At 64.7% G+C, this 19,520-nt stretch carries 21 protein-coding genes; 6 read left to right on the forward strand and 15 right to left on the reverse strand.

Annotated features, from left to right (window positions below):
• Window positions 1-552: 552 nt before the first annotated feature.
• The 4 genes from HEQ16_10435 to hydA form a co-directional block, all read right to left on the reverse strand.
• A complete protein-coding gene (locus HEQ16_10435; protein ID MCO4054447.1) occupies window positions 553-3,669 on the reverse strand; it encodes an MMPL family transporter in 3,117 nt (1,038 codons plus the stop codon).
• 77 nt (window positions 3,670-3,746) lie between these two features.
• Window positions 3,747-5,006 carry an efflux RND transporter periplasmic adaptor subunit gene (locus HEQ16_10440; protein MCO4054448.1) on the reverse strand — a complete coding sequence of 420 codons (1,260 nt, stop codon included), beginning with the start codon at window positions 5,004-5,006 and terminating at the stop codon, window positions 3,747-3,749.
• 221 nt (window positions 5,007-5,227) lie between these two features.
• A complete protein-coding gene (locus HEQ16_10445; protein MCO4054449.1) occupies window positions 5,228-6,091 on the reverse strand; it encodes a carbon-nitrogen hydrolase family protein in 864 nt (287 codons plus the stop codon).
• Between the two features lie 46 nt (window positions 6,092-6,137).
• Complete coding sequence (hydA, locus tag HEQ16_10450; protein MCO4054450.1) at window positions 6,138-7,589, reverse strand: dihydropyrimidinase; 1,452 nt, start codon at window positions 7,587-7,589, stop codon at window positions 6,138-6,140.
• 55 nt (window positions 7,590-7,644) lie between these two features.
• Between hydA and HEQ16_10455 the strand changes: the two genes are divergently transcribed.
• A complete protein-coding gene (locus tag HEQ16_10455) occupies window positions 7,645-8,298 on the forward strand; it encodes an Asp/Glu racemase (protein MCO4054451.1) in 654 nt (217 codons plus the stop codon).
• A gap of 313 nt (window positions 8,299-8,611) precedes the next feature.
• On the opposite strand, the gene HEQ16_10460 is transcribed toward HEQ16_10455, so the two are convergent.
• From HEQ16_10460 to HEQ16_10490, 7 genes are all read right to left on the reverse strand, one after another.
• Window positions 8,612-8,764, reverse strand: coding sequence for a hypothetical protein (locus tag HEQ16_10460; protein MCO4054452.1), 153 nt, complete (start codon window positions 8,762-8,764; stop codon window positions 8,612-8,614).
• A gap of 76 nt (window positions 8,765-8,840) precedes the next feature.
• Window positions 8,841-9,380: an IS630 family transposase gene (locus HEQ16_10465; protein ID MCO4054453.1), complete on the reverse strand. Its 540-nt coding sequence runs from the start codon at window positions 9,378-9,380 to the stop codon at window positions 8,841-8,843.
• Window positions 9,377-9,562, reverse strand: coding sequence for a winged helix-turn-helix domain-containing protein (locus HEQ16_10470; GenBank protein ID MCO4054454.1), 186 nt, complete (start codon window positions 9,560-9,562; stop codon window positions 9,377-9,379). The genes HEQ16_10465 and HEQ16_10470 overlap by 4 nt, the downstream gene beginning before the upstream one ends.
• Window positions 9,563-9,571: 9 nt before the next feature.
• Complete coding sequence (locus HEQ16_10475) at window positions 9,572-11,239, reverse strand: IS66 family transposase (protein MCO4054455.1); 1,668 nt, start codon at window positions 11,237-11,239, stop codon at window positions 9,572-9,574.
• A 76-nt stretch (window positions 11,240-11,315) separates the two neighbouring features.
• A complete protein-coding gene (gene tnpB / locus HEQ16_10480) occupies window positions 11,316-11,660 on the reverse strand; it encodes an IS66 family insertion sequence element accessory protein TnpB (protein ID MCO4054456.1) in 345 nt (114 codons plus the stop codon).
• Window positions 11,657-12,040, reverse strand: coding sequence for a transposase (locus HEQ16_10485; protein MCO4054457.1), 384 nt, complete (start codon window positions 12,038-12,040; stop codon window positions 11,657-11,659). The genes tnpB (HEQ16_10480) and HEQ16_10485 overlap by 4 nt, the downstream gene beginning before the upstream one ends.
• A gap of 36 nt (window positions 12,041-12,076) precedes the next feature.
• Complete coding sequence (locus HEQ16_10490; protein MCO4054458.1) at window positions 12,077-12,469, reverse strand: helix-turn-helix domain-containing protein; 393 nt, start codon at window positions 12,467-12,469, stop codon at window positions 12,077-12,079.
• 148 nt (window positions 12,470-12,617) lie between these two features.
• Here HEQ16_10490 and HEQ16_10495 point away from each other — a divergent pair, with 148 nt between their 5' ends.
• The 3 genes from HEQ16_10495 (at window position 12,618) to HEQ16_10505 (ending at window position 15,122) form a co-directional block, all read left to right on the forward strand.
• Complete coding sequence (locus HEQ16_10495; protein MCO4054459.1) at window positions 12,618-13,001, forward strand: transposase; 384 nt, start codon at window positions 12,618-12,620, stop codon at window positions 12,999-13,001.
• A complete protein-coding gene (tnpB, locus tag HEQ16_10500) occupies window positions 12,998-13,342 on the forward strand; it encodes an IS66 family insertion sequence element accessory protein TnpB (GenBank protein MCO4054460.1) in 345 nt (114 codons plus the stop codon). The genes HEQ16_10495 and tnpB (HEQ16_10500) overlap by 4 nt, the downstream gene beginning before the upstream one ends.
• 76 nt (window positions 13,343-13,418) lie before the next feature.
• A complete protein-coding gene (locus tag HEQ16_10505) occupies window positions 13,419-15,122 on the forward strand; it encodes an IS66 family transposase (GenBank protein MCO4054461.1) in 1,704 nt (567 codons plus the stop codon).
• On the opposite strand, the gene HEQ16_10510 is transcribed toward HEQ16_10505, so the two are convergent.
• From HEQ16_10510 to HEQ16_10525, 4 genes are all read right to left on the reverse strand, one after another.
• The gene (locus tag HEQ16_10510; GenBank protein MCO4054462.1) at window positions 15,119-16,522 is read right to left on the reverse strand and encodes a cryptochrome/photolyase family protein; all 1,404 of its coding nucleotides are present in this window, start codon (window positions 16,520-16,522) and stop codon (window positions 15,119-15,121) included. The genes HEQ16_10505 and HEQ16_10510 overlap by 4 nt on opposite strands.
• Window positions 16,519-16,680, reverse strand: a complete 162-nt coding sequence (locus HEQ16_10515; GenBank protein ID MCO4054463.1) for a DUF2256 domain-containing protein — start codon at window positions 16,678-16,680, stop codon at window positions 16,519-16,521. The genes HEQ16_10510 and HEQ16_10515 overlap by 4 nt, the downstream gene beginning before the upstream one ends.
• A gap of 5 nt (window positions 16,681-16,685) precedes the next feature.
• The gene (locus HEQ16_10520) at window positions 16,686-17,414 is read right to left on the reverse strand and encodes an SDR family oxidoreductase (GenBank protein MCO4054464.1); all 729 of its coding nucleotides are present in this window, start codon (window positions 17,412-17,414) and stop codon (window positions 16,686-16,688) included.
• Window positions 17,415-17,571: 157 nt separating this feature from the next.
• Window positions 17,572-18,012: an Lrp/AsnC family transcriptional regulator gene (locus tag HEQ16_10525; GenBank protein MCO4054465.1), complete on the reverse strand. Its 441-nt coding sequence runs from the start codon at window positions 18,010-18,012 to the stop codon at window positions 17,572-17,574.
• A gap of 150 nt (window positions 18,013-18,162) precedes the next feature.
• Here HEQ16_10525 and rocF point away from each other — a divergent pair, with 150 nt between their 5' ends.
• On the forward strand, window positions 18,163-19,095 hold the full coding sequence (gene rocF, locus HEQ16_10530) for an arginase (GenBank protein MCO4054466.1): 933 nt from the start codon (window positions 18,163-18,165) through the stop codon (window positions 19,093-19,095).
• A gap of 63 nt (window positions 19,096-19,158) precedes the next feature.
• Complete coding sequence (locus HEQ16_10535) at window positions 19,159-19,425, forward strand: hypothetical protein (protein ID MCO4054467.1); 267 nt, start codon at window positions 19,159-19,161, stop codon at window positions 19,423-19,425.
• Window positions 19,426-19,520: the final 95 nt, after the last annotated feature.

The following is a 19,520-nucleotide window of genomic DNA, read 5'->3' on the forward strand; positions in this document are numbered from 1 at the left end:
CGATGCTTGGGTTAATCGTCGCCGCTGGAGTGGTCAAGAAAAAATCGATATAAAACAATAACTTATATAGATTCTAAACTGCATGAACAGGCCATGCAGTCTGGAACGGATCGAACCAGGCCGAAAAGCTCGGCTGCGACAGCGCGTTGCGCGGCCGCGTGGCGGGATCGATGCGGTCGGCGGCCGTCCGGATGAAGCCTGTCGAAATGGCCTGGCTTGTCCGCGGCGCGGGAGCTCGATCATCCGGATGGTGGCGGAAGGACGCGAAGCCCCGCCGGAGATCACGTCGATGGCCGTGTCCCGTGCGCCGGCATTCGCCACCAGCACGCGCGCCACCCGCCGCGTCTCCCGCTGAAGCCGCTCTGGCGGCTTGCGCCGGCAATCTCATCCATTCGCTTGCGTGCGGCATCGGAAATGGTCGGCGCCGAACGGCGGTCCCGGAAGTTCGTGGCGGCGCAGGGATGGCTATGCCTGCCAGGCCTCAATCGACCACGGCCTGCGCCCGTTGACGACGCCCCGGGGCATCCAGCTTCAGTGTCTTGAGCAGTGTCTTCATTCCGCCGGCTGGACGATGACGGGCTTGTCTGCGGCCGGCCGATCCCGGCCCGAGATCAGCGCATCGAGCTTGTCGAGGTAGAAATAGACTACCGGCGTGATGAACAGGGTCAGGAACTGCGAGACGATCAGGCCGCCGACCACCGCCACGCCCAGGGGCTGGCGCAGCTCCGCGCCTGCGCCGGAGCCCAGCGCGATGGGAAGGATGGCGAAGATGGCCGCGAAGCTCGTCATCATGATCGGGCGGAAGCGGACGATCGCGGCCTCGCGGATCGCGGTCATGGCGTCGCAGTTTTCGCTGCGCCGTTTCTCGATCGCGAAATCGACCATCATGATCGCGTTCTTCTTCACGATGCCGACCAGCATCAGGATGCCGATGATGGCGATCACCGACAGATCCATGCCCCACCACTGCAGCGCGAGAAGCGCGCCCAGACCAGCCGAGGGCAGGCCGGACAGGATGGTGATCGGGTGGATGAAGCTCTCATAGAGGATGCCGAGCACGATGTAGATCACGAGCACCGCCGCGAGGATCAGGAGGCCCTGGCCCTTGAGCGCATCCTGGAAGAGCTGCGCCGAGCCCGAGAAGTTGGTGTTCATGGAGGCGGGGATGTTGATTTCCTGCTCGGCCATGCGGATGGCCGCGACCGCATCGCCGATCGCCACCCCCGGCGCGGTGTTGAAGGAGAAGGTCACGGCCGGTTGCTGCGCAATGCGGTTTACTGCGAGCGGGCCCACTGACGGCGTGATCTTGGCGACCGCTTCCAGCGGCACGTTCTGGCCGCCGGCCGTGCGCAGCAGCAGGCGCGACAGCACGGCCGGCTCGAGCTGGAAGGCCCGGTCCGCCTCCATGATCACCTGATAGTCGCTCGATGCGGTGAAGATGGTGGCGATCTGGCGCTGGCCGAACGCGTTGTAGAGCGTCTGCCGGATCTGGTCCGAGGTGATGCCGAGGCTGGCGGCGCGGTCGCGGTCCAGTTCGACCGAGACCTGAGGGTTGCGCAATTGCAGGTCGAGAGCCACGTCGCGAAGCTGCGGCAACTGGGACAGCCGCTCCCGCAGGCGCGGGGCCAGGTTGAACAGCTGCTCAAGATCAGGCCCCGCAACCGAATACTGGTAGGCGGCGCGCGAGGCACGACCGGAGTTCAGGTTGATGTTCTGAACCGGCTGGAACACGGCGGTGAGGCCGGGCACGCCGGAACTCGCGCGCCTGAGCCGACCGATGATATCCTGCGCGCTGTCGCGCTCGTTCCGCGGCTTCAGCGAGATGAACATGAAGCCGGTGTTGACGGCGCTGAAGCCGCCGATGTTGACGGTCATGTATTCGACGGCCGGGTCCGCGCGCACGATATCTGCGACACGCTGAACCCGCGCTGACATAGCCTCGAAGGACGTGTCGGCCGGTCCTTCGATCGCGCCGCGCAGCAGGCCGGTGTCCTCGATGGGGAAGAAGCCCTTGGGGATGTCCATGTAAAGCTTCACGCTGATGCCCACCGTGGCGAGCGTGATGACGAGCATCAGCAGGCGGGCGCGCAGCACCCAGTCCAGCGACCAGCGATAGCCGGCCAGGACCGCATCGAAGACAGGGTCGACGAGCTTGTCCATGAAGGTCTTCTTGTCGCCCTCATGGCCATGGCCGCCCTTGAGCAACCGTGCGCACATCATGGGCGTGAGCGTGAGCGACACGAAGCCGGACACCAGGATGGCGGCCGAGATCGTGCCGGCGAACTCCCGGAACACGCGCCCGACGACCCCGCCCATGAGGAAGACCGGGATGAACACCGCCACCAGCGAAAGCGTGATGGAGATGATGGTGAAGCCGATCTCGCGCGAGCCGATCAGCGCCGCCTCGAAGGGTTTCTTGCCCATCTCGATATGGCGAACGATGTTCTCGAGCACGACGATGGCATCATCCACCACGAGCCCCACGGCGAGCGTGAGCGCGAGAAGCGAAATGTTGTCGAGCGAATAGCCGAACGCATACATGAAACCGAACGTGCCCATCAGCGAAATGGGCAAGGTGATGGTCGGGATCAGCGTCGCCGTCAGGCGCTTGAGGAAGATGAAGATCACCACGATCACGCAAAGCGTCGCGACGACGAGCTTCTCCAGCACCTTCTCCACCGATTCCTTGATTGGCTGCGCGCGGTCGTTCAGCACCGCAAGATCGATCGACGCCGGCAACTGGTCGCGATAGGCCGGGATGCGGTTGCGGATCTGCTGCACCACATCCACCGTGTTTGCATCGGACTGGCGGAACACGGCGAGAATGATCGAGCGCTGGCCATTGTACCAGCTTGCCGTCTGATTGTTCTCGACCGAGTCGATGACCGTCGCGACATCTTCGAGCTTGATCGGGATGCCGTTGCGCTGGGCGATGATGAGGCCGCCATAATCGCCCGCTCGTTCGAGCTGGCCCGTCGCGCCGAGCGTCAGGCGCTGGCGTTCGCCCGAGATGGTGCCGACTGGCGAGTTCGAGTTGGCGGCCTGCACCGCGGCGCGCACCTCGTTGAGGGTCATGCCGCGCGCGGACACCGAGTCCGGGTTGACGAGGATACGCACGGCATATTTCTGCGCGCCGAACACGTTCACCTGCGCGACGCCCGCGATCTGCGAGATCTGCTGCTGCAGGATGTTTTCGGCGTATTCGTTGACGCTCGACAGCGGCTGCGTGCCGGAGGTGAGCACCAGGAACAGGATGGGTTGGTCGGCCGGATTGACCTTCCGGAACGAGGGCGGCGCAGGCAGATCCTGCGGCAGGCGGCGCGCCGAGGCGCTGATCGCCGACTGAACGTCGAGCGCAGCCCCGTCGATGTTGCGGTCAAGGTCGAACTGCAGCGTGATCGAGGTCGACCCCTGCTGCGAGATCGAGGAAAGGGATGCGATCCCCGCGATCGAGGACAGCTCACGCTCGAGCGGCGCAGCGACCGAGGTGGCCATCGTTTCCGGGCTCGCGCCGGGCAGGCGCACATTGACGTTGATGGTGGGGAAGTCCACCCGCGGCAGCGCGGCGACCGGCAGCTGCCGGAACGCGAAGAAGCCGAAGACCACGAAGGACAGCATCATCAGCGTCGTCATCACCGGACGACGGATGCACAGCTCGGGCAGCGACATGGGCAGCTCCTTCTGTCGTTCGGTTCATGACGGGCCCACCATAGGGTCCGTCAGGTCATCGCGCCGCTTCGTGCAGTTCAGCCCTGGTTGGGGAGCTGCCGCTGCGCAGCCGGCGGCCCGCCGGGATTGCCGCCCGGCTGCCGGACCGCGACGCGCGCGCCGTTGGTCAGGAGCAACTGGCCGTCGGTCACGACCGTCTCGCCACCAGTCAGCCCGCTTGCCAGCACTGTCTCGCCTTCCATCACGCGGTTGACGACCACGGGTCGGACGCGCGCGACATCGCCCTCTACGACGAAGACGAAGCTGCCTGTCTGGCTGGTCTGCACCGCCTCGCGCGGCACGACCAGCGCATCGGCTTCCGTGCGCAGGATGACCCGGACCGAGCACAGCGCGCCCGGCCAGAGCAGCTCGTCGGCATTTTCGAAGGCCGCGCGCACCGTCACCGTGCCGGTGGTTCCATCCACGGCATTGTCCACGAAGGCGACGCGGCCGGTGCTGGATCGCGGCAAGCCTTGCGGCGTCGCCACCACGGACGAACTCGCATCCGTGACGGCCGCCTTGACGTCGATCAGGTAGCGCTGCGGAACGGAGAAACCGACATAGATGGGACTTGTCTGGTTGATCGAGGCCAGTATCGGCGAGCCGTCGCCCGTCTTGGCGATGTTGCCGGCCTTGAGCCCGGCTGCGCCGATGCGCCCCGAGATCGGCGCCGACAGCGTGTAGTAGCTGAGCTGGACCCTGAGGTTCTCGATGTTGGCCTCGCTGGCGCGCACCACCGCGCGCTGGGTCTCGGCCAGCGCCTTGGCCTGATCGAGCCGCTGCTCGGACGCGAAGTCGCGGCGCTGCAGTTCCTGTGCGCGCTTGTAGTCGGCTTCGGCGGCCGCCGCCTGGGCGCGGTCGCGTGCGAGATTGGCCTCGGCCTGCCGGATCTGGGCCTCGATCTGGCGGGAGTCGAGCCGGAACAGCGTTTCCCCGGCCTTGACATAGGCGCCGTCATTGAACGCGACCTCGAGGATCTGGCTTTCGACGCGCGCGCGGATCGTCACCGCCGCCATGGTCTGCACGGTGCCGAGCGCGTCAAGGCGCACGGGCATCGGCTTGCGCTTGGCCTGGCCCACGGCCACGGGGACGGGGGGGCGTGCGGGCGGGCCGCCAGGCGCGCCGGCTTGCAGCTTCGAGACAGGCGCTGCCGTCTTGGGCGCAACCCCGAAGGCGGCCGAGGCGCGCGAGACGCTCTCGTTGAAATAGGGCATCTGGGTCAGGAAGGCCGGAACCGGCGCGCCGGTATAGCCATAGTAGCCGATGACGCCCCCCGCCATGACAGCCAGCGCCGCCATTCCGCGCCAAATCACCCGACCCGACATTGAACAACCTTCCCAGACCACGACGCGCAGCATCAAGCAGCCATCGACGGCCCAACGCCAGCAATTTGCACGCCACGAAGTGCTATTACGCGCAACCGTGTTATGCAACGCTTGAGCCAACGCCGGCCTACACGCTTTGGTGATCTTCCCCTGCCACGGATAATGGTTGTGGTGAACGGCTCCGCGGGCGTCGCTCAGGCCGCACGCACGGGCGCCGCCGCCGGGCGCACAGCGCCGGCCTGATCGAGCACCTTGTGCTGCGCGACCGGGATCATCCCGCGCACGCGGCCGATCAGTTCACGATCGATGCGCGTCGCGACGAAGCCGATGCCGTCCGAGGCGCGGGCGACGACATGGCCCCAGGGGTCCACCACCAGCGAATGGCCATAGGTGTGCCGCGTTTCCCCGCCAGAGATGAAGGCGCCAGTCTGCGCGCAGGCGACGAAGTAGCTTTGCGTTTCGATGGCGCGGGCCCGCGACAGCACTTCCCAATGATCCTTGCCGGTCTGGAGCGTGAAGGCAGCCGGCAGCGCGATCAGGTCCACGCCGCGCGCCTGAAGCGCCTGGAACAGTTCAGGAAAGCGGATGTCGTAGCAGATGGCGCAGCCGATGGTGAGTCCTTCGCAATCATAGGTCGCGACCGCGCGTCCCGGCTTCACCGTCGCGCTCTCCTTGTAGACCTGCCCGCCGGGCGCCGTGATGTCGAACAGGTGGATCTTCTCGTAGCGGGCCGCCACCCTGCCGCTGCGGTCGAAGGCGACCGTGGTGTTGTAGATCCGGTTCTCGCCCTCGACCCTGACCATGAACGAGCCTGCATGGATCCACACGCCATGCCGCGCCGCCATATCCTGCGCGAAGTCGAAGGCCGGGCCGCCGCCGGGCCCGTCGGCATGGGCCAGCTTGTCGGCGCTCGTGCCGCCTGCCCAGTCGAAATGCTCCGGCAGGCAGATCCAGTCAGGGCCTTCCATGTCGATGGCGCGCGAGATCAGGTCGCGGGCCTGCGCGATGTTCGCGGCCTTGTCGCTGACCGAGTTCATCTGGATGAGGGCGATCTTCATGCGGCGCTCCTTGTCTTGCTGAGTGTCGGCCGCGGGCGCAGGCGCGTCAATGCGGCGCTCGGCGCTGGCGCCTGGCCGGTTCTGCCGCCCAGCCCCCGGCGCGCGGTATGTGCCGGCCCGATCCGGCCACGCCGGTGACCTTGCCGCCCTGCGCCACGATTCGGCCCCGGACCAGCACCGTCTCGGGCCAGCCCTTGACCGTGCGCCCCGCAAAAGGCGTGTAGCCGGTGTTGCCGAGCATCAGTTCGTCGCTCAGCGTGACGCGCCGGTTGGGGTCCCAGATCGCGATGTCCGCGTCGAGGCCAACGGCGATCGACCCCTTGCCGCCCAGATTGTAGATGCGGGCCGGCGCGGTTGCGGTCAGATCGACGAAGGCTTGCAGCGCGCGACCGGCGAACTCGGGCCGCTTGCGCGAGACCATGGCGTCGAACATCAGCGGCATCCGCGTCTCGAGGCCTGGAAGGCCATTGGCGATCTGCTTGAATGTCGGGTTGGGCCCGCCCGAAAGCTTTCCGGTTTCGTCGAAGCGGTATGGCGCGTGGTCCGACGAGACGGTCTGAAGGTCGCCGCGCGCCAGCGCCGCCCACAGCGCCTCCTGATCGGCCTTTTCCCGCGGGGGCGGCGAGCACATGAACTTTGCCCCCTCCAGCCCCGGCCGGTCGAGGTCGGCTGCCGTGAGGAACAGGTATTGCGGGCAGGTTTCGGCGAAGACCTTCTGCCCCTGGCGCCGCGCATCCGCAACCAGCGCCGCGCCTTCCGCCGTGGAGACATGGAAGATCATGATGGGCTGGTCCACGAGCGCCGCCGCCGCAATGAGGCGGGTGAACGCCTCCGTCTCAGATGCGCGCGGATGGCTCTCTGCATGGTGTTTCGGCGCCGTCTTGCCCTCGCTCAGCAGCTTGTGGCTCATCCAGGCGATCATGCCGTGGTTCTCGGCGTGGACGCAGACCAGCGCGCGGTGCTCTCGCGCCACCGCGAGCACGTAGAGCAACGTCTCGTCTTCGACCTTCAGCTTGTCATAGGTCATGAACAGCTTGATCGAGGCATGCCCCTCGGCGATCAGCGCCGGCAGGTCGCGCGCCAGAGCCTGCTCGGTCGGGTCCGACAGGATCATGTGGAAGGCATAGTCGACCATGGCGCCCCGCGCAGCCAGTGCGGCGTAGTCATCCACCACCTTGCGCAGGCTCATGCCCTTGTGCTGGGCGGCGAAGGACATCACGGTCGTCGTGCCCCCGAAGGCCGCGGCGCGCGTCGCGCTCTCGAAGGTGTCGGCGTTCATGATGCCGCCGGCCGAGAGCTGCTCGATATGCGCATGGCTGTCGATGCCGCCCGGCAGCACCAGCTTGCCTCTGGCGTCGATGTCCTCGCGTCCGGCTTCGAGGTCGAGCCCCAGCGCCACGATCCGCCCGCCTGTCACGCCGACATCGGCCCGGAAGACATCGGTCGACGTGGCGACGGAGCCGTTGCGGATGACAAGATCGAAGCGGTTGCGTGACATGGCTGGACTTTCTCGGGCAAGGCGTGGAAGTTCCCGGCCTCACCGGAACGGCCCCATGACACTCAAACGCATCCTTGTCGTCAACCCGAACGCGAACGAGGCCGTCACGCAAGGATTGCGGGACGCGCTGACCGGTTTCGCCAACGCCGCCGGCCCCGAGATCGTGTGCGCCACGCTGGCGGGCGGCCCCTTCGGCATCGAGACGCAAGAGCACATCGAAAGCGTGACGCTGCCGCTGCGGCGCCTCATGGAAAGCGATTCCGAAAGCGCCGCCTTCATCATTGCCTGCTATTCCGATCCTGGCCTGCATGTCTGCCGTGAAGCCACTGCGCGCCCTGTCTTCGGCATCGCCGAATGCGGCGTTCTCACCGCGCTGGCCCGCGCCGACACTTTCGGCGTCATCGCCATCAAGACCCGCTCGATTGCCCGCCATTATCGCTACATGCGCCAGATGGGCCTCACCGACCGGCTGGTGGGCGAGCGGGCGCTCGAAATGAGCGTCGCGGAGACGGCCTCGGGCGAGGGCACGCTGGCCAGGATGATCGAGGCGGGTCTGGCTTTGAAGGCTGACGGCGCTGGCGCGGTGGTGATGGGCTGCGCCGGCATGGCCCGCCATCGCAAGCCGCTGGAGGAGGCCATCGGTGTGCCTGTGATCGATCCCGTCCAGGCGGCGGTCGCCATGGCGATCGGGGCCGTGGCCGTTTCGTAAATGCCCTCAAGGGGGCGTTTGACCCAGCATTGAGGCAATGTTTCGTGACAAAGCGTTGCCGCGGCTTGTGTCGCATGACGCCTTTATCCGTATTGGTGCGCCAGACCAGGCTGCTCGACACCGGCAGTGCGCCGTGCGCACCATGTCCGAAACCGGCGCGCATCTTGAGATCCCGAGTGGCGCATTCCTGCCGGACTGCTTCGTCCCCGATGTTCCGGTGCGCGTCATGCGCGTTCCATCTGCCGTTGTCTGGCGCAAGCCTGCGGCCGTGGGCGTGCGCTGAGGGCGGGGATGAGCGGCCCAGCCGGGTGACCTAGAGCGGCAGCGTCAACTGCGGCGAGGGCGCGCTCCCGAGGCCCGGCCCGGGCTCTGCGGAAGCCTCCAGCGAGGACAGGAACCGCGCCGCATCCGCCATGATTTCGGCCCGGCGTTCATCGCTGAAGCGCGCAAGGTTGCGGTAAGGCATGGCCAGGCGCTGATTGCTCCCGAGAGACGCCTGATTCCCGATCAGAAAATTCCAGTACAAGTAATACTAACGGCCCTTACAACTGACCTGTTTGCGCCCAGTGGCGCATCCCGATTGATGTGATGACGTCGGGCCTTTCGGTGAGCCTGTTCCAGGCCTCGCAGGCTGCATTGATGATGTCGGCGTATGTCTCGAAGACGCGGTTCGAGAGGTAGTTGGCACGCAGATACTGCCAGATATTCTCCACGGGGTTCAGTTCCGGCGCGCGCGAGGGCAGCAGGATCGGCGTGATGTTCTTCGGCCAGTTCAGGTCGCCGGTGATGTGCCATCCGGCTCGATCCAGCAGCAGCACGGCATGAGCGCCTTTGGCGACGTGCAGGGATATCTCGTCGATATGCAGTTGCATCATGTCGGTGTCAGCATGGGGCAAAGCGAGGGCCGCGCCCACGCCTCTTTCGGGGCAGATGGCACCGAAGAGATAGGCGTTCTCATAGCGTTGGTCGGCAGGCTGGGTAGGTCTTGTGCCGCGCCTCGCCCATTGCCGGACGAGCCCGTTCTTCTGGCCGATGCGGGCCTCATCCTGAAACCAGATCTCGATCTTCGTCTTGCGCGTCACGCCCTTGATGTGCGCCGCGAGCGTGTTGGGCCAGTTTTTTTAAAAGCCGCGATGACCTCGCCATCTTGCCCGGGATGCCGTGGCCGGGCGCTGATGTGCGAGAAGCCCAGGTGCTTCAGCAGCTTGCCGATGCTGCGCTGGTGATACGCGATCTTGAACTTGTCCGCGATGACACGTTGCAGGGTAAGCGGTTAGCTGAGGGCGTTTGACCTGAAGTTCCAGGGCATGAGGGCGTCGATTTTGGATGCGGGCCATCCTTGGGCGATATGCGCGAGGGTTTGCGACAGCCAGTCGAGAGGATCGACATTGTTCATCCTGGCGGTTTGCAGAAGCGTTCCCAGTGTAGCCCAGGTCCTGCCACCGCCTTCACTTCCGGCAAAGAGGCTGTTCTTTCGCGTAATGGTTTGGGGCCTGATGGCCCGTTCGACGATGTTGGAGTCGATTTCAATGCGACCGTCGGAGAGGAACCGTTCGAGTGCTTCACGGCGGGCGAGCGCATAGCGGATTGCTTCCGCCGTCTTGGACTTGCCGGAGACCTTGCCGAGCTCCCGTTCCCAAAGATCGAAGAGGCGCGCGACGACAGGCGCAGACTTTTCCTGCCGGAGCTTCGCGCGGGTGTCTGCATTCCGGCCGCGCACGTCATCTTCGACCCTCCACAGCTCGGTCATGGCCATGACGCTGTCCGTGGCAGCCTGCGAGACGCCGCTGATGTGCAGATCGTAGAACCTGCGCCTGAGATGCGCCCAGCATCCGGCAAGCCTCATCGTTTCTGTGCTGCCGGTTTTGGCCTGGCTTTTGGCGTGGCTCTTGGCCTGGCTCTTGGCCTGGCTCTTGGCAAGGCTGCTATAGGCCACGTATCCATCGACCTGCAGGATGCCGTTGTACCCGGACAGATGACGGGCCACACATTCAGCGCCTCTGCCGTCTTCGAAGCGATAGGCCACCATTGGCGGACTGGTGCCGCCATAGGGGCGATCATCGCGCGCGTAGGCCCATAACCAGGCCTTGGTTGCTTTCCCCGATCCGGGAGCCAGAGTGGGCAAGCTCGTTTCGTCGGCAAAGATCCGCTCACCCTCCTTGATCTTTTCGAGGATGTAATCGGCCAGTATCTGCAGTTCAAACCCAAGATGGCCCATCCATTGGGCCATCAGGGATCGGCTGATCTCGACCCCGTCGCGCAGGTAGATCGCCTCCTGACGGTAAAGCGGAAGACCGTCGGCATATTTGGAGACCGCGATAAAGGCGAGCAGCCGTTCCGTTGGCAATCCGGCTTCGATGATGTGTGCCGGTGCGAGCGCCTGGATCACGCCGTCATGGCCACGGAAGGCATATTTGGGACGGCGCGTCACGATGACCCTGAACTTCGGCGGAATGACATCGAGCCGTTCGGAACGGTCTTCGCTGATCAGCACCTTCTCCAGGCCCTCATATCCAGCGGGGAGTTCCGGCTCGATGACCTCCTCGATGCGCTCAAGATGCGCAGCAAAGCCTTTGCGCGGGCGTGGAGCGCGTTTCGGCTTGTCCCTGGCGCCCCGGTCGAGTTCGCTCTGGACGCTCGAAAGGCCGGTCTCCACCTCCTCGAAGGCAAAGGCAATCTGCTCGTCGTCGAGGACCCCAGGACCACCGGCGCGGAGCCGTTCAGAGCGCTTGCCATGTTGCGCGCGCTGCAAGACCTTCATGATCAGCGTCAGGTTGGCAATCCGCTCGTTGGCGCTCTGTTCGATCGCCTCCAGCCGGGCGATTTCAGCCTCCGCGGCTCTTAATCGAACATCCCCTTGCGCCTGCGCACGCGCCAGGGCGAGCACCATCGCCTTGAGCGCATCCACGTCGTCCGGCAAGGTGTTCAGGGGTAAATCCATGGGTGCAAATAGAGCACAAAACCGCTCACTTTCCCAATGATTACAGCAGCATGATTCATCTTGCCGCAGATCGACATCATCCCGTCAGCAAGGGTCGCCGCACCTTTGTCGGACGGATCTTCTTCCAGTCCATCCCGGCCAGAAGAGCCATCAGCTGCGAATGGTCCAGGCGAATGCGAGCCGCCGATAGGGCAGGCCAGCAAAAGCCTTGCTCCTCAAGCGTCTTCGAATAGAGACAAACGCCGCTGCCATCCCACCACACGATCCGAACACGGTCCGCACGTTTCGACCGAAACACGTAAAGCGCGCCGTTGAACGGGTCGAGGCCGCCATCCCGGACAAGCACCATCAGGGATGCGGCACCTTTACGAAAGTCGACGGGCTGGCACGACACGTAAACGACGACACCCAGGCCAATCATGCTTTGCGCACCGCCCTCAGTATCACGGTCAGATGATCCGCATCGATGTCGCCGCCAACGCGGACAACCGTATCCCGAATGACAATCTCCACAGCCCAGTTGCCAGCCGCCTCGACGCGCGCAAACTTCACCTCATCGTGCGCAACGGGCATGGCTTTGACCGCCCCGGATGCCCGGGCCTGTCGCCGCCATCCATAAAGCTGCGAAGGGTCAACCCCGGCAGAACGCGCAATCGCCGAAACATTCGCACCAGGCAACAGCGTCTGGGAAATCAGTCGTGCCTTCTCGTCGACCGACCAATCACGTAGCCTGCGCCTCGTCCGCACCGGCGCTGCCGTCAAAACCTCAAAAACTCGATCTTGATTCATACTCTCGCTCATAGGATTCCCCACATGATTCACCGGGAAAATGAGCGATCAGAACACCAAAAGATACGTGGGGTTGCCTACACGCTTACGTTGCAGGTCGATCCGCCGCCAGCGCACCACGCCGTCTACAGCGCGGTTGGGGCCGGTCTCGACGATCTCGGACAGCTCCACCAGTTGCGCCTGCGACAGACGTCTTGGGTTCCCCCGGCGACGGTTGTCCTTCAACCCGGCAGGGCCTTGCTCATTAAACCGATGCGCCCAGTCCCGTAGCGTCTGGCGGTCCATGCCGCCGATCTTGGCGGCCTCCGCCCGGCTCATCCCGTCCAGCGCCGCAGCGATGGACAGCAATCGTCGACTTTGGTTCGCATCCTTGCCCGATGCCGCCAGGCGGCGCAGCTCGGCGGGAGTATGGCTCGGCTTGATCTCGACAACCTTCGGCATGGCGTGGGTCCTCCACGCACTTTGAATCACGCCGCAGTCAGTTTGGGAACCCTCGGTGAGTCAGGTCAAAGGTAAGCGTGTAGGCAACCCCACGTATCTTTTGGTGTTCTGATCGCTCATTTTCCCGGTGAATCATGTGGGGAATCCTATGAGCGAGAGTATGAATCAAGATCGAGTTTTTGAGGTTTTGACGGCAGCGCCGGTGCGGACGAGGCGCAGGCCACGTGATTGGTCGGTCGACGAGAAGGCACGACTGATTTCCCAGACGCTGTTGCCTGGTGCGAATGTTTCGGCGATTGCGCGTTCTGCCGGGGTTGACCCTTCGCAGCTTTATGGATGGCGGCGACAGGCCCGGGCATCCGGGGCGGTCAAAGCCATGCCCGTTGCGCACGATGAGGTGAAGTTTGCGCGCGTCGAGGCGGCTGGCAACTGGGCTGTGGAGATTGTCATTCGGGATACGGTTGTCCGTGTTGGCGGCGACATCGATGCGGATCATCTGACCGTGATACTGAGGGCGGTGCGCAAAGCATGATTGGCCTGGGTGTCGTCGTTTACGTGTCGTGCCAGCCCGTCGACTTTCGTAAAGGTGCCGCATCCCTGATGGTGCTTGTCCGGGATGGCGGCCTCGACCCGTTCAACGGCGCGCTTTACGTGTTTCGGTCGAAACGTGCGGACCGTGTTCGGATCGTGTGGTGGGATGGCAGCGGCGTTTGTCTCTATTCGAAGACGCTTGAGGAGCAAGGCTTTTGCTGGCCTGCCCTATCGGCGGCTCGCATTCGCCTGGACCATTCGCAGCTGATGGCTCTTCTGGCCGGGATGGACTGGAAGAAGATCCGTCCGACAAAGGTGCGGCGACCCTTGCTGACGGGATGATGTCGATCTGCGGCAAGATGAATCATGCTGCTGTAATCATTGGGAAAGTGAGCGGTTTTGTGCTCTATTTGCACCCATGGATTTACCCCTGAACACCTTGCCGGACGACGTGGATGCGCTCAAGGCGATGGTGCTCGCCCTGGCGCGTGCGCAGGCGCAAGGGGATGTTCGATTAAGAGCCGCGGAGGCTGAAATCGCCCGGCTGGAGGCGATCGAACAGAGCGCCAACGAGCGGATTGCCAACCTGACGCTGATCATGAAGGTCTTGCAGCGCGCGCAACATGGCAAGCGCTCTGAACGGCTCCGCGCCGGTGGTCCTGGGGTCCTCGACGACGAGCAGATTGCCTTTGCCTTCGAGGAGGTGGAGACCGGCCTTTCGAGCGTCCAGAGCGAACTCGACCGGGGCGCCAGGGACAAGCCGAAACGCGCTCCACGCCCGCGCAAAGGCTTTGCTGCGCATCTTGAGCGCATCGAGGAGGTCATCGAGCCGGAACTCCCCGCTGGATATGAGGGCCTGGAGAAGGTGCTGATCAGCGAAGACCGTTCCGAACGGCTCGATGTCATTCCGCCGAAGTTCAGGGTCATCGTGACGCGCCGTCCCAAATATGCCTTCCGTGGCCATGACGGCGTGATCCAGGCGCTCGCACCGGCACACATCATCGAAGCCGGATTGCCAACGGAACGGCTGCTCGCCTTTATCGCGGTCTCCAAATATGCCGACGGTCTTCCGCTTTACCGTCAGGAGGCGATCTACCTGCGCGACGGGGTCGAGATCAGCCGATCCCTGATGGCCCAATGGATGGGCCATCTTGGGTTTGAACTGCAGATACTGGCCGATTACATCCTCGAAAAGATCAAGGAGGGTGAGCGGATCTTTGCCGACGAAACGAGCTTGCCCACTCTGGCTCCCGGATCGGGGAAAGCAACCAAGGCCTGGTTATGGGCCTACGCGCGCGATGATCGCCCCTATGGCGGCACCAGTCCGCCAATGGTGGCCTATCGCTTCGAAGACGGCAGAGGCGCTGAATGTGTGGCCCGTCATCTGTCCGGGTACAACGGCATCCTGCAGGTCGATGGATACGTGGCCTATAGCAGCCTTGCCAAGAGCCAGGCCAAGAGCCAGGCCAAGAGCCAGGCCAAGAGCCAGGCCAAGAGCCAGGCCAAGAGCCACGCCAAAAGCCAGGCCAAAACCGGCAGCACAGAAACGATGAGGCTTGCCGGATGCTGGGCGCATCTCAGGCGCAGGTTCTACGATCTGCACATCAGCGGCGTCTCGCAGGCTGCCACGGACAGCGTCATGGCCATGACCGAGCTGTGGAGGGTCGAAGATGACGTGCGCGGCCGGAATGCAGACACCCGCGCGAAGCTCCGGCAGGAAAAGTCTGCGCCTGTCGTCGCGCGCCTCTTCGATCTTTGGGAACGGGAGCTCGGCAAGGTCTCCGGCAAGTCCAAGACGGCGGAAGCAATCCGCTATGCGCTCGCCCGCCGTGAAGCACTCGAACGGTTCCTCTCCGACGGTCGCATTGAAATCGACTCCAACATCGTCGAACGGGCCATCAGGCCCCAAACCATTACGCGAAAGAACAGCCTCTTTGCCGGAAGTGAAGGCGGTGGCAGGACCTGGGCTACACTGGGAACGCTTCTGCAAACCGCCAGGATGAACAATGTCGATCCTCTCGACTGGCTGTCGCAAACCCTCGCGCATATCGCCCAAGGATGGCCCGCATCCAAAATCGACGCCCTCATGCCCTGGAACTTCAGGTCAAACGCCCTCAGCTAACCGCTTACGGTCAAAGGGCCTTTGGTATAATTGAACGGACAAGCCTTTGGACCGGATTTCGCGTTCACGTCATAATGGCACGCGCCGCAATAGTCGGACATGCGGCCGATGTAGGCGCCCGATGCGGCATAGGGCTTGGAGGCCAGCAGGCCGCCATCGGCGAACATGACCATGCCGTGGACATTCGGCAGCTCCACCCAGTCATAGGCATCGACGTAGACCGCCAGATACCATCGTTCGATCTGGGCCGGTTCCACCCCGGCCAGCAGCGCGAAGTTCCCTGTCACCATCAGCCGGTGGATATGGTGGTCATAGGCATGGCGCCGCACATTGCCGATGGCCTGCGCCATGCAATTCATCGTGGTCTCGCCGCTCCAGTAAAGCCATGGCAGCGGCCGCGATGCTCCAAGCGCGTTGGTCGCCGCATAGTCCGGCATCCGGTGCCAGTAGATCCCGCGCACGTATTCGCGCCAGCCGAGAATCTGCCGGATGAAGCCTTCGACCGCGTTGAGCGGCGCGGCGCCGTCATGCCACGCGGTCTGCGCGCGCTCGCAAACCTCGCGCGCGGTCAGCAGCCCCGCATTGAGGTAGGGCGAGATCACGGCATGGAACAGGAAAGGTTCGCCGCTCTTCATCGCGTCCTGATAGTCGCCGAAGCCGGCCAGCACATCTGTGATGAAATGGTCGAGAGCCTCCAGCGCCTGCGCCCGCGTCACGGCCCACCCAAAGGGCGCAAGGTCTCCGAAGTTGCCGGCGAAGCGGCGCCCGGCAAGCGCCATCACCTCCTGCGTGATCGCATCCGGCTCGAACCGGACGCGCCGCGGCAGGCTGGCGCCAGCGGGGAGGGGCTTGCGGTTCTCGCTGTCGAAGTTCCATTGCCCCCCAATCGGTTCGTCGCCGTCCATCAGCAGGTCATGCTCGCGGCGCATTTCCCGATAGAAGAACTCCATGCGGTAGCTCGAGCGCCCCTCGGCCCAGCGGCGGAAGCGCTCGCGGCTCGCATAGAAGCGGTCGTCGCACAGCAGCGTCACGGGCAGGCCGAATTCGTCCTCCCAGGATTGCATGGCGCTGAGCACGCGCCATTCGCCGGGCTCTGTGACCACGATCCTGTCCGGTCGGTGCCGTGCGATGGCGCGCCGCACCTCGCCCGTGAAGGAGCCGGCATTGGCGGGATCGTCGAGCTTCACATAGTCGACCGTGAAGCCGCGCTCGCTGAGTTCGGCCGCGAAATGGCGCATGGCCGAAAGCACGAACACGATCTTCTGCTTGTGATGCGGCACATAGACGGTCTCGTCGTGCACCTCGGCCATCAGCACCACATCGCGGACCGGGTCGCAATCGGACAGCGACGACAGCCCGTGGCTGAGCTGGTCGCCCAGGACAAGCCGCAAGGTTTTCACGTGGTTTTTCCGCGCCGCCGCAGCTCGCCCTTGCATCGTTCCGAGCAGGTCTTCACCTCGTCCCAGACGCGCGCCCACTTCTTGCGCCAGGCGAAGGGCCGGCCGCAGGCTTCGCACGGCTTCTGGGGCAGATCCCCCTTGCGAACCATCGCGGGCATGGCGCTCAGCCCTTCGTGCGCAGCGTGGACCGGCCCCCGTCCACGCCGATCACCTGACCGGTGATCCAGCCGGCATCAGGAGACATCAGGAAAGCGCCCATGGCGGCGATGTCCTCCGCTTCCCCAAGGCGCTGCATGGGATGAAGCTGCGCTATGGCGCTCGCCATCTGTTCGTTGACTGTGAGGCTGGCCGCCAGGGGCGTGCGGGTGAGCGACGGGGCAATGCAGTTCACCCGCACCTTTGGCGCAAGTTCCGCCGCGAGCGCGAGCGTCAGCCCTTCCACGGCGCCCTTGGCCATCGCGACCGAGGCATGGGCGGTGAAGCCTTGCGCCACCGCGATCGTCGAGAAGAGCAGGATCGCGCTCGTGCCGTCGCCAGCCTTGAGCGCGGGCAGGGCGGCCTGCGCTGCCTGGAAGGCGCCCAGAGCGTTCAGGCGAAAATCGCCCATGATGTCGGTTTCGGTGAGCCTGTTGGCAGGCTTGAGGTTGATCGAGCCCACCGCATAGACGAGGCCGCTGACGGCGGGGCCGGCAGCCTCGATCGCGGCCTTGAGGGAAGGGGCATCGTGCACGTCGGCGATCGCGTGGCTGGCGCCCGTCTCGTTGGCGACGGCCAGCAGCTTCGCTCCGTCACGCCCGATGAGGTGAACCTTGCGGCCTGCTGCGACGATACGGCGCGCCAGTGCCGAGCCGATGCCGCCGGCCCCGCCGACGATGATGGTGAGATGGTTCATGGCCTTGGAAACCTTGATCTGTCGGCGCAGTTTCACGGGCTTACGGGATTCCGGCGCGAATGGTTCAGCTCGTCTGGTTCAAGCGTGACCCCAGGACGCAGGACCATGCGCCGCTGGCGGAGGCCGGGACAGCGGGCACGCAACCGGGCTCCGATCTCTAGCCCAGACGAGCCCGCGTGCTGCGGGGCGTGGCGAGCAGAAGGTTGGTTTCGGAGCCGGTGATGCCTTGGATCAGGCGGATGCGGCGCAGCGCCGCATCGAGCGCGGAAAGATCGAATGTCGCAAGTTCCGCGATCAGGTCCCACTTGCCGTTGGTGGTGTGGACTGCCGTGACCTCCGGAATGTTGCCGAGGCTGTCCACCACCCGGTCGGCCGCTCGGCCCTCGATCTCGATCAGCATCAGGCCGCGCACCGGCATGTCCACCGTCTCCGAGCGCAGGATCACCGTGTAGCCCACGATTTCGCCAGAGCGTTCCAGCCTCTCCATCCGCGCCCGCACTGTGGCGCGGGACAGCCCCATCTCGCCGGCGAGATCGGAGATGCTGCGCCGTCCATCATGGCGCAGAAGCTGGATGAGGCGCGCGTCGATGTCGTCCATGAGATATCGGCCCTTCGCATTTCGATGCAAAATAGTGCCAGTCTGATAGGTTAATTCAGACTTTTTGACAATATGGACTGTTCTGATCGCCGGCAGGATCGGCCACATTGCGCAGAGCGAGGCCAAACGACATCGCGGAGGACGCGCATCATGAACTGCGTGCTGATCGGAATGCCGGTCGCCGACGGAGCCGGTCGTGCAGGGGCGGATGCGGGTCCGCGCGCGCTGCGCGCCGCCGGCATTCGCGAGGCTCTGCAGGCCACCGGCGTCGCCGTTCACGACAGGGGCAACCTCGCTCTCGGCGAGGCCCGGCCTGAAGCTGGCGCTCACCCCAATCCTGCGCTCAAGGCGCTCAGTGAGGTCGCGGCCTGGACTGCGGCCATCGCCGATGCCGTCAGCGCGGTGCCCCATGGCCAGGTGCCGGTCATGCTGGGCGGGGATCACTCCATTTCCATGGGAACGCTGACGGGGCTGTCGCGCCGCGCGGCTGCGATGGGCCGCCCGCTTTTCGTGCTCTGGATCGATGCGCACCCCGATTGCCACACCCTCGACACCACCGAAAGCGGCCATCTCCATGGCACGCCGGTCGCGTATGCACTGGGTGTCGATGGTTTCGGCAAGGCCTTTCCCGCGGTCACGCAGACGCTTGCGCCGTCCCACCTCTGCATGATCGGCCTGCGCAGCATAGACGCAGCGGAAGCATCGCTCATCGCGCGGCTTGGCATCGAGGCCCACGCTGCGGCGGCTCTGACACGTCAGGGCGTGGCGGCGACGCTGGAGCCTTTTCTCGAGCGCGTGCGTGCCGCTAATGGCCTGCTGCATGTCAGCTTCGATGCCGACGCCATCGACCCCTCCGAGGCGCCGGGCGTCGGCACGCCAGTCGCTGACGGGCTCTCGCTCGGCGAGGCGCGCGCGATCATGGCCACCGTCCGTCGCAGCGGGCTTCTGGCCAGCCTCGATCTGGTCGAGGTCAACCCGTTTCTCGATCGCGACCGCCGCACCGCCCGGCTGATGGCGAGCCTGGCGGCGGACGCCATCGATGCGCGTTCACGCGACTGCGGCAACCGGAGGGCTTCGGCATGATTCTCGCCCCGCTCGCCCCGATCGCACGCGCTGAATGTCGTGCCCTTCGTAAGCGTGGACCAGATGATGCGTCTGGTGAACAGTCGCGGCATCGCGACCGTGCTGGCGGAACTGGCCTCTCGCATCGAAGCCGACTTCCGCCGCTGGCCCGACTTTGAGAAAAGCGCACGGCTGGCATCGCACAGCGCCGGCTTCGCCATCGAGGATTTCTCGGCGCTGAGCTATGTCCGGGATCAGCTCACCCATGCCGGCCTGTTCACCGGGCTCGACCTCGTCGCTGACCCTGACGATCCGCGGGATCTTTTCGGAATGCTTCTGCGAGCCGCTTGAAGCCCGGTTCTGGTCCGATCGCCGCTCCAGCAGGAAACGGGCCTCGCGGCCAACCGCGCCTTGAATGCGCAATGAGACCGCCCTAGGATCGCCGG

This window comes from Bosea sp. (in: a-proteobacteria) (genome assembly GCA_023910605.1).
In the GTDB taxonomy this organism is placed as follows: domain Bacteria; phylum Pseudomonadota; class Alphaproteobacteria; order Rhizobiales; family Beijerinckiaceae; genus Allobosea.

Bases quoted from the DNA above. Each gene is read 5' to 3' on its own strand.
- HEQ16_10435 (MCO4054447.1), bottom strand. From the start codon at position 3,669: ATGTCGCTGCCCGAGCTGTGCATCCGTCGTCCGGTGATGACGACGCTG.
- HEQ16_10440 (MCO4054448.1), bottom strand. From the start codon at position 5,006: ATGGCGGCGCTGGCTGTCATGGCGGGGGGCGTCATCGGCTACTATGGC.
- HEQ16_10445 (MCO4054449.1), bottom strand. From the start codon at position 6,091: ATGAAGATCGCCCTCATCCAGATGAACTCGGTCAGCGACAAGGCCGCG.
- hydA (MCO4054450.1), bottom strand. From the start codon at position 7,589: ATGTCACGCAACCGCTTCGATCTTGTCATCCGCAACGGCTCCGTCGCC.
- HEQ16_10455 (MCO4054451.1), top strand. From the start codon at position 7,645: ATGACACTCAAACGCATCCTTGTCGTCAACCCGAACGCGAACGAGGCC.
- HEQ16_10460 (MCO4054452.1), bottom strand. From the start codon at position 8,764: ATGCCTTACCGCAACCTTGCGCGCTTCAGCGATGAACGCCGGGCCGAA.
- HEQ16_10475 (MCO4054455.1), bottom strand. From the start codon at position 11,239: ATGGATTTACCCCTGAACACCTTGCCGGACGACGTGGATGCGCTCAAG.
- tnpB (MCO4054456.1), bottom strand. From the start codon at position 11,660: ATGATTGGCCTGGGTGTCGTCGTTTACGTGTCGTGCCAGCCCGTCGAC.
- HEQ16_10485 (MCO4054457.1), bottom strand. From the start codon at position 12,040: ATGAGCGAGAGTATGAATCAAGATCGAGTTTTTGAGGTTTTGACGGCA.
- HEQ16_10490 (MCO4054458.1), bottom strand. From the start codon at position 12,469: ATGCCGAAGGTTGTCGAGATCAAGCCGAGCCATACTCCCGCCGAGCTG.
- HEQ16_10495 (MCO4054459.1), top strand. From the start codon at position 12,618: ATGAGCGAGAGTATGAATCAAGATCGAGTTTTTGAGGTTTTGACGGCA.
- tnpB (MCO4054460.1), top strand. From the start codon at position 12,998: ATGATTGGCCTGGGTGTCGTCGTTTACGTGTCGTGCCAGCCCGTCGAC.
- HEQ16_10505 (MCO4054461.1), top strand. From the start codon at position 13,419: ATGGATTTACCCCTGAACACCTTGCCGGACGACGTGGATGCGCTCAAG.
- HEQ16_10515 (MCO4054463.1), bottom strand. From the start codon at position 16,680: ATGCCCGCGATGGTTCGCAAGGGGGATCTGCCCCAGAAGCCGTGCGAA.
- HEQ16_10520 (MCO4054464.1), bottom strand. From the start codon at position 17,414: ATGAACCATCTCACCATCATCGTCGGCGGGGCCGGCGGCATCGGCTCG.
- HEQ16_10525 (MCO4054465.1), bottom strand. From the start codon at position 18,012: ATGGACGACATCGACGCGCGCCTCATCCAGCTTCTGCGCCATGATGGA.
- rocF (MCO4054466.1), top strand. From the start codon at position 18,163: ATGAACTGCGTGCTGATCGGAATGCCGGTCGCCGACGGAGCCGGTCGT.
- HEQ16_10535 (MCO4054467.1), top strand. From the start codon at position 19,159: ATGATGCGTCTGGTGAACAGTCGCGGCATCGCGACCGTGCTGGCGGAA.